The organism is Pseudomonas sp. KU26590 (assembly GCF_026153515.1).
Lineage (GTDB): Bacteria > Pseudomonadota > Gammaproteobacteria > Pseudomonadales > Pseudomonadaceae > Aquipseudomonas.
On the sequence record NZ_CP110644.1, the window covers coordinates 1128856 to 1144082 of the forward strand.

General features: G+C 57.7%; 10 protein-coding genes. 5 read left to right on the forward strand and 5 right to left on the reverse strand.

Translation table 11 applies throughout. The features are described 5' to 3' along the window. Positions 1 to 192: 192 nt before the first annotated feature. The 3 genes from cysC to OKW98_RS05180 form a co-directional block, all read right to left on the reverse strand. Positions 193 to 816: an adenylyl-sulfate kinase gene (cysC, locus tag OKW98_RS05170; protein WP_265388224.1), complete on the reverse strand. Its 624-nt coding sequence runs from the start codon at positions 814 to 816 to the stop codon at positions 193 to 195. Continuing rightward, a complete protein-coding gene (locus OKW98_RS05175; RefSeq protein ID WP_265388225.1) occupies positions 813 to 2015 on the reverse strand; it encodes a sulfotransferase family 2 domain-containing protein in 1203 nt (400 codons plus the stop codon). The genes cysC and OKW98_RS05175 overlap by 4 nt, the downstream gene beginning before the upstream one ends. Before the next feature lie 630 nt (positions 2016 to 2645). Continuing rightward, entirely contained in the window at positions 2646 to 4091 is a 1446-nt protein-coding gene (locus tag OKW98_RS05180) for a mannose-1-phosphate guanylyltransferase/mannose-6-phosphate isomerase (RefSeq protein ID WP_265388226.1), read from the reverse strand. 602 nt (positions 4092 to 4693) lie between these two features. Here OKW98_RS05180 and OKW98_RS05185 point away from each other — a divergent pair. From OKW98_RS05185 to OKW98_RS05195, 3 genes are read left to right on the forward strand one after another with little or no spacing between them, the layout of a single operon-like run. After that, on the forward strand, positions 4694 to 6457 hold the full coding sequence (locus tag OKW98_RS05185; RefSeq protein WP_265388227.1) for a type I secretion system permease/ATPase: 1764 nt from the start codon (positions 4694 to 4696) through the stop codon (positions 6455 to 6457). A 25-nt stretch (positions 6458 to 6482) separates the two neighbouring features. Next, the gene (locus OKW98_RS05190; RefSeq protein WP_265388228.1) at positions 6483 to 7808 is read left to right on the forward strand and encodes an HlyD family type I secretion periplasmic adaptor subunit; all 1326 of its coding nucleotides are present in this window, start codon (positions 6483 to 6485) and stop codon (positions 7806 to 7808) included. After that, on the forward strand, positions 7805 to 9217 hold the full coding sequence (locus tag OKW98_RS05195; protein ID WP_265388229.1) for a TolC family outer membrane protein: 1413 nt from the start codon (positions 7805 to 7807) through the stop codon (positions 9215 to 9217). Before OKW98_RS05190 ends, OKW98_RS05195 begins: the two co-directional genes overlap by 4 nt. Before the next feature lie 11 nt (positions 9218 to 9228). On the opposite strand, the gene OKW98_RS05200 is transcribed toward OKW98_RS05195, so the two are convergent. Continuing rightward, positions 9229 to 10389, reverse strand: a complete 1161-nt coding sequence (locus tag OKW98_RS05200) for a glycosyltransferase family 4 protein (RefSeq protein WP_265388230.1) — start codon at positions 10387 to 10389, stop codon at positions 9229 to 9231. A 170-nt stretch (positions 10390 to 10559) separates the two neighbouring features. Between OKW98_RS05200 and lapG the strand changes: the two genes are divergently transcribed. Both lapG and lapD read left to right on the forward strand, forming a co-directional pair. Continuing rightward, a complete protein-coding gene (gene lapG, locus OKW98_RS05205) occupies positions 10560 to 11255 on the forward strand; it encodes a cysteine protease LapG (RefSeq protein ID WP_416148051.1) in 696 nt (231 codons plus the stop codon). Positions 11256 to 11263: 8 nt separating this feature from the next. Then, a complete protein-coding gene (gene lapD / locus OKW98_RS05210; protein ID WP_265388232.1) occupies positions 11264 to 13210 on the forward strand; it encodes a cyclic di-GMP receptor LapD in 1947 nt (648 codons plus the stop codon). Between the two features lie 1657 nt (positions 13211 to 14867). Here lapD and OKW98_RS05215 read toward each other — a convergent pair. Next, the gene (locus OKW98_RS05215) at positions 14868 to 15206 is read right to left on the reverse strand and encodes a tryptophan synthase subunit beta (protein ID WP_074892614.1); all 339 of its coding nucleotides are present in this window, start codon (positions 15204 to 15206) and stop codon (positions 14868 to 14870) included. Between the last annotated feature and the right edge of the window lie 21 nt (positions 15207 to 15227).

Sequence of the window (15227 nt, forward strand, 5' to 3'; positions counted from 1 at the left end):
GTGCATACCGTAGCAGTCTGCGTGAGGCGCTTTCAAAGTTATGTGCCCTGAAGTTCTCTCAGTTCAGCCACGTCAAGCGTTGAAAGCATCAACAGCTCCACTAGTCAGGTTGAAGGACAAATAACTTTGCGCAAAAGACTAACGTTACCTTCTAAGTAGGTATCTACATGAGCGAGGAGCGAGTTGGCGAGATTAATCAGGGTGTTTCGTGGTTTTGGTATTGTTACAGATCTCTAAATATTCACTGAGGCGTTTGATGTTAGCTTCAATTGAGTCGTTAGTATTGTCGATTACTAAGCGGGGCGATGGAGGGGGTATATACGGCGACGAGACTCCCGTAAAATCCCCAAGAGAACCGCGACGGGCTTTTAGGTATAGTCCTTTGGGGTCTCTTTTTTCGCAAATATCTAGCGGCGTGCTTACATATATCTCGTGAAAGTTAGCTGTTCCGATTATATTAGATGCAAGTGTTCTGTGTTCGATGAGTGGTGAAATAATCGCCACGATTACGATTAGGCCAGCGTCATTCATTAACTTTGAAACTTCGGCAATTCGCCTGATATTTTCACATCTTTCGACGAGGGTAAACCCTAAATCGCTGCAAAGCCCATGTCTAATGTTGTCACCGTCTAGCACGAAGCATGACTTCCCCTGAGCCGCCAAGCTGCTTTCCAGTCCAAAGGCTAGAGAGGACTTTCCAGAGCCGCTCAATCCGGTAAGCCAAATAGTCATGGCTGTCTGGTGCAAGTTGGATTGCCTGTCCTCTCGCGTTAATGCTGTCGTATGCCAGGTGAGATTGCTGGTCCCTTGTTTCATTCTACGAGAATCTCCGTCTCGGAAAATACTGCACAATCCGGCTCATCAAACCATGCCACCGCTTCTTGGACAAAAGTCATTCTAAGCGTACACAACGCCACAGATTTCGGTGCTACGACATTTGCACTGATAATCGCTGTTTGATTAGTTAATAACTTCGGTTCTACTTCGGTTCGTATTCCCTCAAACACTAGGTGCGCGTTGTTGCTTTTGTCAAGCCAGTGATAGCTGATGAATATTGGGTAGTGGCCATAGCTTTCGATGATGAAACTTGAGTTATTAACTATTTTCACGTGAACCTGAAAAAGAGAGCCTTGATGCGATCGTGCCGGCGCTAGAATAGTCTGTATGCTAAGTTTTTTTCTGTCTTTCAGTAGTAGTGGAGCATTCTGACTACTTTTTGAGTGAAGGGGGTCAGCGTAATAAGCGTCCACGAGTAGTGAGTTAACAAATTTATCGTAATGCGCTTCGAAAGCAGCGGATGCCCAGCTATAGAGCTCTCGATCCAAATATGTTATTTCGGCTATGGCATTTATTACGTCGGTAGAGAGCTCGCTGCTTCTTGGTCCGCCGGACGAAACATTCAATTTCTGATCTGAGAAGTGGGGGTGGAAGCCCAGTGTGTGCGACATTAGTTGTAGTGAGTGATTCATTCTTTCCACAATGCCAACGAAGACAAACTTCTCAAGTCTTGATTTGGCCAAGTCTAGAAGTGTTCGATCAGTTTTACGTGATGCATACTCTCGTATAACCGCGGTTCCGTATCCCACTGGATCTTTAGAGAGCTTATTGTAGTCCAGATCTGCGGCGAGAAATATGGTTTGGGCATTGACTATGTCCCACTGTGTTTCGGAGTCTGTGACGAACTGTAATAAAGACCAGTCCTCAGCTAACATTTGATCATGCCGGTAAGCATGTGGGTCACGCTTGACGTGTGAGTACCAAGAAATAGTTCGTTGTAGGGGGTCGCGTAGCATTGTTATATAGTTAAGCTTGAGACCTGTGTATTGGTCGACGCCTGCCCAGAGATGGCCGCGAAACAGATGATAATTCAGTAGCCGGTTCTTTTCTAACTTGAAAAGTTCTGGGAGGAGCTGTGCCGGGCATATACGTTCTTGAGCAAATTGCTCGTCTAGGTACGAAATCACAGAAGTGCCGGCGGTTTTGGGTATGTGCAGATAATAAATTGGATCGCTCACTGGAAGATTGCTCCGAAGAAGTTGTCCCAGTTGTAGGGTCCTGCCAGAAATCGGCGGTTGTATATAAAACCCAAGAACTACATGCCGGTGGCGGTCAGGCTCTACCGTAGTAAACATTAGAGCAAACCCAACTTAAGGCAAGTTTTTTGCGCTCTGTACGCTGTGGGATCTGACCGGGGGTGCGGAGTGTCGATCCATTAGTGAGCATCGTATTATTCGATGGCCCAAATCGGACATTCTGCTGTGGCACAATGCCAGCGATGTCATCCGCCAAAAACTCCGGTCTCTTTCGGTTAGCTTTATGGATGGCAGCCTAATAGTCTCGCAATCTTGCGGAACACAGCTGCTTGACCATCATCCCCGCACCAACGGGGTGGCGCTTTACTCCGCGTGTATCGTACGTTAATGCGGGCCTGTATTTGGCGAGTTGAATTTTGGGTGGCTAAGGTGGGGCAAGTCTGTGCTGAGCAAGCTGCTGCGTTTGCTTATCATCAGCTCCGAGCCTTTAAATCCGGTAGGTGCCGCTTGAGACCTCGCAGGCGGTCAAGCCAGCGCGACGACGAGACGGTGCATGTAAAACATGCACGCTTTTGACGCCGCGCTAAGCATTAAGGCATGTCAGTATCCGGTCTACTGCTCTCCGGCGCGGCCATAGACATCTTCAAAACGAACAATATCGTCCTCACCCAGATAATCGCCGCTCTGCACTTCGATCAGGACAAGGTCGATCACGCCCGGGTTGGTCAGGCGATGCTGATGCCCCGCGCGAATAAACGTCGATTCATTGGTATTCAGCATCAGCTCCTGATCGTCGTTCACGACAATCGCCATGCCGCTGACCACGATCCAGTGCTCGCTGCGGTGGTGGTGCATCTGCAGGGACAGCGACGCTTTGGGTTTGACCACGATGCGCTTGATCTTGAAGCGCTCGCCGTTTTCCAGGGTTGTGTAAGTACCCCATGGGCGATGCACCGTCTGGTGCAGCTGATGCAGCGTGTGGCCGGACTTCTTCAGCTGGGTGACGATGTGTTTGACGTCCTGGGCATGATCCTTGTGCGCGATCATCAGGGCATCGGCGGTGTCGATGACCAGCAGGTCTTGCACGCCGACCAGTGCGGTCAGGCGTTCTTCGCTGTTGACGTAGTTGTTTCGGGCGCCGTGGGACAGCACTTCACCTTCAAAACGGTTGCCATTGGCATCGGCGCTGGTCAGTTCGCTCACTGCGTTCCACGAGCCGATGTCGCTCCAGCCAATGTCGCAAGGCACGGTCGCGACCTTGTCAGAGCGTTCCATCAGTGCGTAGTCAACCGAGATGTCCGGGACTTTGGCGAAGGACTCTGCGTCCAGGTTCAGGCAGCGGTAGGCGTCGCCTTTGGTCTGACGAGACAGGCTGATGGATTCGGCAGCAGCGGACAGAACGTCAGGTGCATGCTTTGCGAGTTCTTCAAGAACAGCGCCCACCTGGAAGCAGAACATGCCCGAATTCCAGAAGTAGTTACCCGCTGCCACGTAGGACTGGGCGGTTGTCAGATCTGGCTTTTCCACAAAGCGCGCGACTTTCAGGCCGCTTTCGCTCGGGATAGGCTCGCCGGCTTCGATGTACCCGAAACCCGTTTCCGGGTACTGCGGCTTGATGCCGAATGTGACGAGCCAACCGTTGGCGGCCAGTCGAACCGCTTTGGCGACGGCCTCGGAAAAGGCGACTTCATTCTGGATGAGGTGGTCGGCGGCAAGCACGAGCATGAACGCTTCCGGACCATGCGCGTCCTTCAGTTGCAACGCGGCCATGGCGACGGCTGCAGCGGTGTTGCGGCCGAAAGGTTCAAGGATGAACGCTTGAGCCGGACCGGATTTGGCGACATTCCGGTATTCGTCCTCGGTCTTGAACAGCAGCTCTTTGTTGGTGACCGTCAGAATCTCCGAGACCCCTTCAAGCGCAGCCGCGCGCAGGAAGGTTTTCTGAATGAGGTTCTGTCCGTCGGGCAATGTCATGAACGGCTTTGGGTGGGCCTCGCGCGAGACGGGCCACAACCGGCTACCTACACCGCCGGACAAAATTACCGGTATCAATTCCATATTTCTAAATCCTTGCGCATAGCCAGGCAGTGATGTCTGAAGTGAGGTCGGACGCAAACGCTTGGCTTCATCCGACAAATTCGGTTAGCAGGGGGCGCTTGTCGTTTTTTCGTGGAGCGGCCCGTGCAAAGGACGCAAGAATATCAGAGTGGCATCGGTATGCGGGTGCCCCCGAGTGGGTTTGCATGCTGTAGGACGTTTCAGTCGTCAGCGGGCGCGGCCGTGGCGATCCGACAGGATCCGGCTTCGGGGCTTGTCATCCGGACAACATAGCCCCTGAATCAACATGGCCGGGGCGCCGATAACATGGCGCCGGTCAGGGGAGCAGGTCGCTTTAAGCGAGCAACGGTAGTGGCACGCTATCCGCAATCGCTGCAATATCGAGCTGGCATCAGGACTACTTGATCAGGTCAGATCTCGGGGTCAGCAGCTCGTCGGATTGAGCGCTCGGCAACGAATAAGACCGGTAGTCCAGTGTCGAGATAGCAGGAAATGAATCTGAACGCGGAACGCTACGTCGGTTGACGGCTCTTATGCTGCCGGCCTTAGCCGTTTCCGCACTTCCTTGGCTTCGCAGCCCTCTATCTTCAGCCATGGATTCTATGAGTCGCTCACACGAAAATAACCTGCAAGCGGCGCTAAAGGCTTGTCGCGGGAGTTTCCTCTCGGTCGGGTTCTTCAGTCTTTTCGTCAACACGTTGATGCTGGTTCCGACCTTTTACATGATTCAGGTTTCGGGACGGGTGGTGCCGAGCAGCAGCACGTCCACGCTGATCATGCTCACCCTTATTCTCTCTGTCCTGATGCTGACGCTGGGGTCGCTGGAGTGGGTCCGGTCGCGCATCATGGTGCGCATCAGCAATCGGCTGGATGTGCTGCTCAGTCGCGACGTGTACCGCGCCAGCTTCAGGAAAGCGTTGAACAGCGGCGGAATGGACGCGTCGGCGCAGTCCCTGAATGACCTGACCTCGCTGCGGCAATTTCTCACCGGTAACGGGTTGTTTGCGTTCTTCGATGCGCCGTGGCTTCCGGTGTACACCGCCGTGATGTTTCTGTTTCACCCCTGGTTTGGCTGGATGACGGTGGTCTCCGCGGTTGTGCTGGTGGCGCTGGCGTACGTCAATCATCGCTACACCGGCGCCGCGCTGGCCGAGGCCAACAAGCAGAGCCTTACCGCCAATCTGCACACCACCAAAAGCCTGCGCAACGCTGAAGTCATCGAGTCGATGGGCATGCTCGACACCCTGATGGGGCGCTGGGCGGTTCGGCAGCGGCGGGTGCTGGTGTTGCAGTCCGGGGCCAGCGACAAGAGCGGCGTGATCACATCCATCTCTAAGACGTTCCGGGCCTGGGCCCAGTCGATGATGCTGGCGGCAGGCGCGTACCTGGTGATTACCCATGAGATCAATCCTGGCTTGATGATGGCCGGTTCTATACTGCTGGGCCGTGCACTCGCGCCGATTGATCAGATGATCGGCAGCTGGAAAGGCTTCGTCTCAGCGCGCGTGCAGTACCAGCGCTTGAATGAAACCCTGGACAAGCTCAACGCCGAGCCCGAGCGCATGTCTTTGCCGAATCCGGAAGGCCACGTACAGGTCGAAAGCCTGTTCGTGGCGCCGCCGGGTGCGAAAGCGGCGGTGATCAAAAACATCAGTTTCGTGACGCCCGCCGGCAGCATCGTCGGTATCGTCGGGCCAAGCGCGGCGGGCAAATCGACGCTGGCGCGTGCGTTGCTCGGCATCTGGCCGCCACAGCATGGCGTTGTCAGGCTCGATGGCGCTGACATCAGTGCGTGGGACAAGCAAAAGCTCGGCCCGCACCTGGGTTACCTGCCTCAGGACATCGAGCTGTTCGAAGGCAGCATCAGCGACAACATCGCCCGTTTCGGCAAGATCGACCCCGAGAAGGTCGTGCTGGCGGCGCGCACGGCTGGCGTCCACGAAATGATCCTGCAGCTGCCCGACGGCTACGACACGGTGATCGGCAGCGAAGGCGTCAACCTCTCCGGCGGTCAGCGTCAGCGCATCGGTCTGGCGCGCGCGGTGTATGGCAGCCCTCGGCTGATCGTGCTGGATGAGCCCAACTCCAACCTCGATGAGGTCGGTGAACGTGCGCTGGGTGTGGCGCTGCAAAAGATGAAAGAAACCGGCGCGACGGTGTTCATCATTTCCCACCGCCCTAACGTGCTGTCGCGGCTTGACCGGATCATGGTCTTGAACAGCGGCACCCTGACGATGTATGGCCCACGTGATCAAGTGATCGCCGAACTGGCTCAACAGCAGGCCAAAGCTCAAGCCCAGGCCCAAGCCCAGGCACAAGGTCAGACCCCGCCCCGGGTTGCTCCGGCACCGACCGGCGCCATTTAGCCCAGCGCCTGACAGGAATTTTTGAATGACCAGCAACGCGATAACCGTGCTCGACGAGCATTCAGATGACATGCCGACGTCCGACCGCGGTATCCGCCGGGTCGGCATGACGATTGTTCTGGTGACCTTTGGCTTGTTCGGCACCTGGGCCGCTTTCGCCCCGCTGGGCAACGCCGTTTACGGTTCAGGTGTTGTCACCGTGCAGAGCTACCGCAAGACCGTCCAGCACCTTGAGGGCGGCATCGTAAAAGAGCTGCTCGCCCGTGACGGTGACACGGTGCACAAGGGCGATCCGTTGATCATCCTTGACGATGGCCAGCTGAGTTCAGAGTACGAATCCACCCGCAACCAGCTCATCACCGCGCGCGCCAAAGAGGCTCGCCTTCGCGCCGAGCGTGACGATCAGCCGGTCATTCCGGCGTTGAAGATAGACGGCGTCGAAAGTGATCGTGCCCGTGAGGCCATCGATGGTGAAGCGCAGGTGTTCCGGTCGCGGCATGACGCGCGCCTGGGCGAGATATCCGTGCAGAAAGAGCGCATCGGACAATTGAAGCAGCAGATTATCGGCCTCAACGACATGATCGCCACCAAGGTCAGTCTCGAAAAATCCTACACCGGTGAGATCACCGAGCTGAAGGACCTGTTGCGGCAGGGATTCGTTGACAAGCAGCGCCTGCTTGAACAGGAACGCAAGCTGGACATGCTCAAGTCAGAGGTCGCTGATCACCAGTCGACGATCACCAAGACCCGTCTGCAGATCAACGAAACCGAGATGCAGATTGTTCAGACCAACCAGAAATTCAGCTCCGATGTGGCCAAGGACTTGAGCGACGTGCAGGCGCAGGTCTTCGACTTGCAAGAAAAGGCCAGCGCGCTCAAGGACAGGCTGTCGCGCATCGTCATCCGCGCCCCGGAAGACGGCATGGTGCTGGAGATGAAAGTGCACACCATCGGCGGGGTGGTCAGCGCCGGGACGCCACTGCTGGATATCGTGCCGGAGTCTTCGGATCTGGTGGTCGAGGCGCATGTGTCAACCAACGACATCGACCGCATCACCTTGGGCAAGCTCACCGACATCCGCTTTAGCGCGTTCAACGCTGCGACCACGCCGGTGATTCAGGGACAGGTCACGCGAATTTCCGCTGACCGTCTCACTGACGAGAAGACTGGCGAGGGCTATTACCTGGTGCGCGTGAAAGTTACCGACGAAGGCATGCAGCGATTGGGCAACCGCAAGCTGCAACCGGGCATGCCAGCGGAGGTGCTGATTAACGCGGGCGAACGCACGATGCTGCAGTACCTGCTCAAGCCTGCGCGCAACATGTTCGCCAAATCGATGATCGAGGAATGACCGTGGTTCGCATGCTTCCCGGTCTGCTTTTTGGTTTGTTTGCGCTAAATGCCAATGCCGCGCAGCCCGCTGCCCCGCAACAGGTCAGCGCGTCGACCTATTCCCTTGACCTGATGACGCTGTACAAGGAATCGCGGCTCGAAGATCCGCGCATCCTTTCGGCCTATGCCCGTGCACGGTCTGCCAAGCAGCAGGAGCGTGAAGCGTTTGGCGGGTTGCTGCCCCAGGTGTCGGCGAGCAGCAACATCAACCGGATTCTGCGCAAGGACGAGCAGTCGCGGGATATCTATGACAACAAAAGCTATGGGCTGAACCTCAGTCAATTCATTTACAACAAGGAAGCGTGGGAGCGATATCAGAAGGCCAAGAGCGTCACGCTGCAGAAGAGTTCGCAGTCCGAGGACTCTCAAGCCGAAGCAACGGTGGATCTGGCCAAGCGCTATTTTGCCGCGCTTGCCGCCGACGATGCGCTGGAGCTGGTCTCGGCCGAGCGGCGCGCGACCCAGGGCAGTCTTGACCGCGTGAACGCTCTGTACGCCAGGCAGATGGCCAAGATCACCGACATGCTGGACCTTAAAGCCCGGGTCGACTTGTTGATTGCTCAGGAAATTGAAGCGCGCAATCAGGTGCGTCTATCCCGGGAAGGGTTGTCGGAAATTGTCGGTCGCCCGATCAATGATCGCTTGAGCCGGATCCGAAACGACATCGCACTGGAAGCGCCGACGCTGCCGCTGGACGCCTGGATTGCCCAGGCGCTCGACAGCAACCCGCGACTCAAAGCCTACGAAAACAACCTGGCGGCGGCCGATGCGGCAGTACGTGAAGGGAAGGGCGGTCACTACCCCTCACTCAGTTTTAACCTCGGGGCTTCGCAGAGTGACGTGGGTTACGACAACACGCTGACCCCGCGCAGCGACAGCTATGTCGCAACCATTGGCCTGAAAGTGCCGATCTACAGCGGCGGCTCGACGTCTGCGCGTGTGAGCGGGCTGTATGACGAGCAATATGCAGCCGAGCAGGATTTGGAGGGGGTGCGCAGGCAAGTGGTGAAAGAAACCACTAACGCTTATCTGACGGCCCAGTCCGCGGTGGACAAGATCCGCGCGGGGCAGAATGCCCTGTCTTCGGCCAAGCAGTCGAGCATCGCGGCGCAGAAGGCGTTCAGCTATGGGGTGGTTAACGCCGTCGATGTGCTGACCGCTGTGCAGAACGAATTCAAGGCCCGTGGCGACCTGCTCAAATCGCAGTACGACTTCATCACCAACCTGTTCATTCTGAATCGCTGGGCCGGCAAGCTGTCGCAAGAGAGCGTTGCCAGTGTGAATGTCTGGCTTGGCGGCGATGATTCGGAAGCGCTGAAAGACCTGAACAATTCAGCACCTAATAACACCAAAGCAATCCCTAAGTAGCCTGCAGCAACTTACGCCTTGGGGTGTGCCGCCAATACTTTGCGGTATACCGCCAGCGTCTGCCGTGCGCATTCCTGCCAGGTAAATTGACGGGCGCGTTCGAGCCCTATTTCAACCCGTTCGCTTCTGAGTGCGTCGTTACTCAACACATCAAGCATCGCTGCCGAGATGCTCGAAGCGTCCAGCGGATCAACCGCCCAGGCGGCATTGCCGGTGACTTCCGGTAGTGACGTGGTATTCGACGCAATAACCGGGCACTGGGCAGCAAATGCTTCGATGACCGGCAGGCCAAATCCTTCGTATAAAGACGCAAACACCAGCGCGCTGGCGCTCTGGAGCAGTGCGAACACGTCGGATTGCGGCAGGTAGCTGAGCCAGCGCCCTTCGCCTTTTGCTTCCAGCGCCTTGAGCTGTGGAATCAGCTCTTCGTTGGCCCAGCCATCACGTCCTACCACAATCAACGGATGCTGTTTGCGCACCGACTCCGGCAGCGCAATGAACGCCTCCAGCACCTTCGGCAAGTTCTTGCGGGGTTGCAGCGTGCCAATAAAGAGGAAAAAACCGGGTTTGAGTTGGTGCTTGTCCAGCACAGCGTCGCGGGTTTCAAGCGGGATGCGCTCGAAATACACCGGGTCCACGCCCAGCGGCGTTACGCTGATTTTCTCGGGGGCAATCCCCATGTGCGTGACCAGATCCTGCTTGCTGTGTTCGGAGATGGTGATCAGGTGATCGGCGCTGTGCACGCTTCGCGCGAACAGCCAGCCCTTGAGGGTTTTGAGGTTTTGTCGGATCCACTCCGGATGAATCAGCGGAATGGCGTCCATGACCGTGGCAATGACGGGCACGCCGCTGATTCTCGGGATCTGGTGATCGGAGGCGTGGAGGATGTCGACATCGCGAGCGATGGTGGAGGAGTTGGGCAGCGGCAAGCTAAGCAAGCCGCTCGCCAGCACCTGAATACGGAAATCAGCCGAAAGCGTTTTGGGTACGCCGCACGCCAGTTCGGGCAAATGCTTGCCGAACGCATAAGGCTTGACGTTGATGCCTGGCTCTTCGCTTCGCTTGAGCGCTTCCATCGCCTGCCACAGAGAGCGGGTGTACACGCCGATACCATCCAGATGACCGGCACGTTCACATCCTGCCCAGACGGTGCAGCTCAAACCAATATCCATACGCGTTTCCAAACCAACCCGGTGAGTCATGAAATCAAGGGGCGCGAGCCTACCATGAGTCGCGTTTTCGGGCATTTCCTTCCGTGCATGATCTCACCGCGCCATTGCGTTTCCTGCCCCGACCCCTCACCATCGCTTTCCGTTATCCATTGCCCGATGGACTAGACAAATTGGCAGCACGTTCGGCTCAAAAGCGCCCTGGATTATGGATGCTTCTAGCGCTTGCACTGACGTGCACGGCGTGTGTCGGCTATCTGAGCGCGGATTGGGATTTTTCCCTGATCAGCCGCCGCGCCGAAGCGCTGTATGGGCCGTTGGGCGCCGGCAAGCAGCGCATCGATGCCTGGCAGAACTTGCTGGCGACCGAGAAGCAGGTCAGCGAGCTGGACAAGCTGAAAGTCGTGAACCTGTTTTTCAACCAGCAGATCCACTATGCCGAAGACATCGACGTCTGGCATGAGGTTGATTACTGGGCGACGCCGGTCGAGTCGTTGATAAAAGGCGCGGGGGATTGCGAGGATTATGCGATCGCCAAGTATTTCAGCCTGCGCCGCCTCGGCGTGCCCAGCGAGAAGCTGCTGATCACCTACGTCAAGGCGCTGCGCCTGAACCGCGCGCACATGGTGCTGACCTATTACTCGAGCCCGAACGCCATGCCGCTGGTGCTCGACAGCCTGATCAACGACATCAAGCCCGCCAGCGAACGTACGGACCTGTTGCCGGTGTATGCCTTCAACGCTGAAGGACTGTGGCTGCCGGGCGCGCAAGGCAACAAGAAAGTGAGCGACACCAAACGTCTGTCCCGGTGGCAGGACGTGCTGAAAAAAATGACCGCAGAAGGCTTCCCCACCGAGCCCGAGAATTAGGAGTACTGATGTCTCTGTTCAAACAGCTGTTGATCGCGATCTGTCTGTTTCTGGTGGTTGCCTTTGCGGGGAGTTTTGTCGTCAGCCTGGAAAGCTCGCGGGCGCAGTACGTCAATCAGTTGCGCTCCCACGCCCAGGACGCCGCGACCTCGTTGGCACTGTCGCTGACGTCCAACATCGACGACCCGGCGATGGTCGAGCTGATGGTGGCGTCGATCTTCGACAGCGGTTATTACGCAAGCATCCGCGTGGTGGATCTGGCCAGTGGCGACACCCTCGTCGAGCGCAGTGCGACCCCGGACAATCAGGGCGTGCCGCAGTGGTTCATCAACGCGATCGGGCTTGAGCCGGCGGGCGGCGAGGCGATTGTCAGTCGTGGCTGGCAGCAGACGGCGCGGGTCGAGGTGGTGAGCCATCCGATGTTCGCGCTGGCCAAGTTGTGGCAGAGCGCGCTGGGCAGCCTCGGTTGGTTGCTGGTGTGCGGCGTGGTCAGTGCGATTCTGGGCGCGATGTTGTTGCGTCGGCAGCTCAAGCCGCTGGATTACATGGTGGCGCAGTCCCAGGCGATTGGCCGTCGTGAGTTCCTGGTTCTGCCCGAGCTGCCGCGCACGCCGGAGCTGCGCCGGGTGGTGCAGGCGATGAACCAGATGGTCGAGAAGCTCAAGGCGCTGTTTCAGGAAAGCACCGAGCGCAGTGAGAAGCTGCGCATCGAGTCGTATCAGGACAGCCTGACCGGGCTGTCGAACCGCCGTTATTTCGACATGCAGCTCAATGCGCACGTCAGTCATCTGGAGGACGGCCGCGCGGGGTATTTGATGATGTTGCGCGTCAACGACCTGGCCGGCTTGAACCAGCGTCTGGGTGGCAAGCGCACCGATGCCTTGTTGGTGGCGGTTGCCGAGCAGTTGGTCCGTCACTGCGAAAAATATCCCGAAACCCGCAACCTCATCAGCCGCAGCCGTGGCGGTGAGTTTGCGGTGCTGGCGCCGGGCATGGTTCGCGATGAGGCCGTGCAGCTGGTGCAGAATCTAGAGGCGGCGCTGCTGAGTCTGGAAGCCACCGGCGCCTCTGATGTCTCGCCGGTTGCGCATATGGGGCTGGCGCCGTACAGCCCGGGCGATGCCTCGCTTACCTTGCTGGCGCTGGCCGATCAGGCGTTGTCCCAGGCTGAAAGCGGTGGCGAGCAATCGTGGTATTGCATCGAGCGTGGGGCGATTGGTGATCTGGGTGAGGATCAGCACGCGTGGCACAGGACCTTGGATCACGCCCTTGAGCACGGGCGGTTTCAGTTGTTCTTTCAGCCAGTGGTCGCGTCGGGCGATGGGGCGAGCGTGTTGCATTACAAGGTGCTGTCGCGCTTGGTCGATGCCGACGGTGAAACGATTCCGGCCGGGCGCTTTCTGCCGTGGCTGGAGCGCTTTGGTTGGTCGAGCCGGCTGGATTTGTTGATGTTGCGACAAGTGCTGGCGCATCTGGGCACGCACAATGAGCGATTGGCGCTGAACCTGTCGGCGGCGACGCTCAACGATGCGTCGGCGTTGAACGAGGTGTTCAACGCGCTGCGCCTGCACCCGAGACTGGGCGCACGCCTGACCTTCGAGATTGGCGAGGAGCAGGTGCCGGAGCAGGTGGTGCTGGAGAAGCTGACGCGACGTCTGCAAGAAGCCGGGTATTCCCTGGCGCTGCAGCGCTTTGGTGGGCGTTTCAGCATGATCGGCAACCTGGCGCATCTGGGGCTGGCGTATTTGAAGATCGATGGCAGCTACATCCGCACCATCGACCAGGAAAGCCACAAACGGTTGTTCATCGAAGCGGTCCAGCGCGCGGCCCACAGCATCGACCTGCCACTGATTGCCGAGCGTGTTGAGACGGAAGGCGAACACCGGGTAATCCTGGAAATGGGGATTGAAGGGGTGCAAGGGCGGCTGTTTGGCGACCCTGCGCCGTGGAAGTGATGGGCTGAGGAATGTGCCCGCTGTTTTAACTCAATAATGATGGCTGACGCGCTATGTGAAGGCGCGCGCTTGCCCGCGAAGGCGGTGGGTCAGTCACCTTTCTATCAACCGACAGAACGCGTTCGCCAGCAAGCCGGCTCCTACGGATTTGTATCTGCGGCGAACAGGGATGCTGCGCCAGACACCGTACGGTGTAGGAGCGTGGCTTGTCCCGCGATCGGCTGCGCAGCAGTCGTCAAACCTCCCGACGCATTTATCGCTAGCACACCGCGTTCACCGGGTTGACTGCCACTTCGCGCCAGATCGCGGGACAAGCCACGCTCCTACGAATTGGGTGGGTTGATGAGTGTGCGTTGTGTCAGGTGCTCATGTCTGCGCCTCGGAAACCGCATTCGCGGGCAAGCGCGCTCCTACGCCCTGCGGGCAGAGGCGGACCGCGATCCATTCCATTTCATTCTGCGATTGCACAGCTACGGGATGATCATCCAACGCGAATTACCAACAGGAACGCAGATTAATGGCCGGCGCAAATCCCCTGTAGGAGCGCGCTTGCCCGCGAAGGGGGTGTGTCAGACGGCATTGATGTCACAGACCCGCCGCTTCGCGACCGTCGTAACCTCCGATTGCTCCTACAGTGGATTTGCGTGCGACGCGGATTTTGGATGCGGGTACGCAAATCCGTTCGACGTTGATTTGGATGCGGGCGCAGAAATGGTAGGAGTGAGCTTGCTCGCGATTGCGGTGGGTCAGTCACCTTTGTATTAACCGACAGAGCGCGTTCGCCAGCAAGCCGGCTCCTACGGATTTGTATCTACGGCGAACAGGGATGCTGCGCCAGCCACGCTCCTACGAATTGGGTGGGTTGATGAGTGTGCGTTGTGTCAGGTGCTCATGTCTGCGCCTCGGAAACCGCATTCGCGGGCAAGCGCGCTCCTACGCCCTGCGGGCAGAGGCGGACCGCGATCCATTCCATTTCATTCTGCGATTGCACAGCTACGGGATGATCATCCAACGCGAATTACCAACAGGAACGCAGATTAATGGCCGGCGCAAATCCCCTGTAGGAGCGCGCTTGCCCGCGAAGGGGGTGTGTCAGACGGCATTGATGTCACAGACCCGCCGCTTCGCGACCGTCGTAACCTCCGATTGCTCCTACAGTGGATTTGCGTGCGACGCGGATTTTGGATGCGGGTACGCAAATCCGTTCGACGTTGATTTGGATGCGGGCGCAGAAATTGTAGGAGTGAGCTTGCTCGCGATTGCGGTGGGTCAGTCACCTTTGTATTAACCGACAGAGCGCGTTCGCCAGCAAGCCGGCTCCTACGGATTTGTATCTACGGCGAACAGGGATGCTGCGCCAGCCACGCTCCTACGAATTGGGTGGGTTGATGAGTGTGCGTTGTGTCAGGTGCTCATGTCTGCGCCTCGGAAACCGCGTTCGCGGGCAAGCGCGCTCCTACGCCCTTCGGGCAGAGGCAGACCGCGATCCATGCTATTTCATCCCGCAGACCAACCTGGGGATCATTCAACGCGCAATACCAGCGGGAGCACCGGTTAGCCGACGCCGCCACTCAACTGTAGGAGCGCGTCAGCCAGCATTATTTTTTCGAATGGCATTCCGTAAGCGGGTAAGCGCCTCAGGCCGGGGAGGTGGGCTTCAGATCAGCCGTTGTTCATCATCATTGATCAAGTCACTCAGGCCGCCCAGTGTTTCCCGGGCCTGGGTTCGATCCATCAGTTTCGCCTGTGCGGCGGAGGGGAGGTCGGTGATGTTGAGGATGCCTTTGCTGGTCAGGACCTGAATCAAGTCGTCCAGTACCCGGATCATGTCCATGTCGCTGGACTTGAGCTGGATCAGGCTTTTCTCGACCACTTCGTTGGCAAACCAGGCTTGCACCTGATGGTCATCGGGCGGCAGTTGCTCGCTCGCTTCGGCAAAAGCCGTCGCTTCCACGCGAATTAGCGTGCCATCGGCATCGCGCTGAACGTAAAACATGGCTCATTCCTCAGGGACTAA

Excerpts from the sequence above, each read along its gene's own strand:
- OKW98_RS05185 (WP_265388227.1), top strand. The coding sequence starts at position 4,694 with ATGAGTCGCTCACACGAAAATAACCTGCAAGCGGCGCTAAAGGCTTGT.
- OKW98_RS05195 (WP_265388229.1), top strand. The coding sequence starts at position 7,805 with ATGACCGTGGTTCGCATGCTTCCCGGTCTGCTTTTTGGTTTGTTTGCG.
- OKW98_RS05180 (WP_265388226.1), bottom strand. The coding sequence starts at position 4,091 with ATGGAATTGATACCGGTAATTTTGTCCGGCGGTGTAGGTAGCCGGTTG.
- OKW98_RS05200 (WP_265388230.1), bottom strand. The coding sequence starts at position 10,389 with ATGGATATTGGTTTGAGCTGCACCGTCTGGGCAGGATGTGAACGTGCC.
- OKW98_RS05215 (WP_074892614.1), bottom strand. The coding sequence starts at position 15,206 with ATGTTTTACGTTCAGCGCGATGCCGATGGCACGCTAATTCGCGTGGAA.
- cysC (WP_265388224.1), bottom strand. The coding sequence starts at position 816 with ATGAAACAAGGGACCAGCAATCTCACCTGGCATACGACAGCATTAACG.
- lapD (WP_265388232.1), top strand. The coding sequence starts at position 11,264 with ATGTCTCTGTTCAAACAGCTGTTGATCGCGATCTGTCTGTTTCTGGTG.
- OKW98_RS05190 (WP_265388228.1), top strand. The coding sequence starts at position 6,483 with ATGACCAGCAACGCGATAACCGTGCTCGACGAGCATTCAGATGACATG.